The sequence below is a fragment of the Amycolatopsis sp. NPDC059021 genome (genome assembly GCF_042739895.1).
GTDB lineage: Bacteria > Actinomycetota > Actinomycetes > Mycobacteriales > Pseudonocardiaceae > Amycolatopsis.
The window spans coordinates 1-1222 of sequence record NZ_JBHYIQ010000224.1 but is presented as its reverse complement, the minus strand read 5'-3'; the positions used below and the strand labels follow the sequence as shown (position 1 = coordinate 1222).

Genomic DNA, 1222 nt, shown 5'->3' with positions numbered 1-1222 from the left:
ACCCCCGAAAGGAGTTAACCGGTCCACTTAACCTTCCAGCACCGGGCAGGTGTCACCCCCTATACTTCGCCTTACGGCTTCGCAGAGACCTGTGTTTTTGCTAAACAGTCGCCTGGGCCTATTCACTGCGGCTCTCTCGGGCTTGCACCCTAACAGAGCACCCCTTCTCCCGAAGTTACGGGGTCATTTTGCCGAGTTCCTTAACGAGAGTTCTCTCGATCACCTTAGGATTCTCTCCTCGCCTACCTGTGTCGGTTTGCGGTACGGGCACCTCTCACCTCGCTAGAGGCTTTTCTTGGCAGTGTGGAATCAGGAACTACGCTACTATATTTCGCTCGCCATCACAGCTCAGCCTTATGGGAAACGGATTTGCCTATTTCCCAGCCTAACTGCTTGGACGCGGATATCCAATACCGCGCTTACCCTATCCTCCTGCGTCCCCCCATTGCTCAAATGGTGAGGAGGTGGTACAGGAATATCAACCTGTTGTCCATCGCCTACGCCTTTCGGCCTCGGCTTAGGTCCCGACTAACCCTGAGCGGACGAGCCTTCCTCAGGAAACCTTAGGCATTCGGTGGAGGGGATTCTCACCCCTCTTTCGCTACTCATACCGGCATTCTCACTTCTAAGCGCTCCACCAGTCCTTCCGGTCTGGCTTCACAGCCCTTAGAACGCTCTCCTACCACTGTTCGAAGAACAGTCCGCAGCTTCGGTGATACGTTTAGCCCCGGTACATTTTCGGCGCAGAGTCACTCGACCAGTGAGCTATTACGCACTCTTTAAATGGTGGCTGCTTCTAAGCCAACATCCTGGTTGTCTAAGCAACTCCACATCCTTTTCCACTTAACGTATACTTTGGGACCTTAGCTGGCGGTCTGGGCTGTTTCCCTTTCGACTACGGATCTTATCACTCGCAGTCTGACTCCCAAGGATAAGTCATTGGCATTCGGAGTTTGACTGAATTCGGTAACCCGGTAGGGACCCCTAGTCCAATCAGTGCTCTACCTCCAAGACTCTTACCTTGAGGCTAGCCCTAAAGCTATTTCGGAGAGAACCAGCTATCTCCAGGTTCGATTGGCATTTCACCCCTACCCACACCTCATCCCCGCACTTTTCAACGTGCGTGGGTTCGGGCCTCCATTCAGTGTTACCTGAACTTCACCCTGGACATGGGTAGATCACCTGGTTTCGGGTCTACGACCAAATACTAAACGCCCTATTC

General features: G+C 53.1%; 1 rRNA gene. It reads right to left on the bottom strand.

From position 1 onward, the window contains the following. A 23S ribosomal RNA gene (locus ACFWX1_RS48160) occupies positions 1 to 1222 on the bottom strand; the annotation flags it as partial.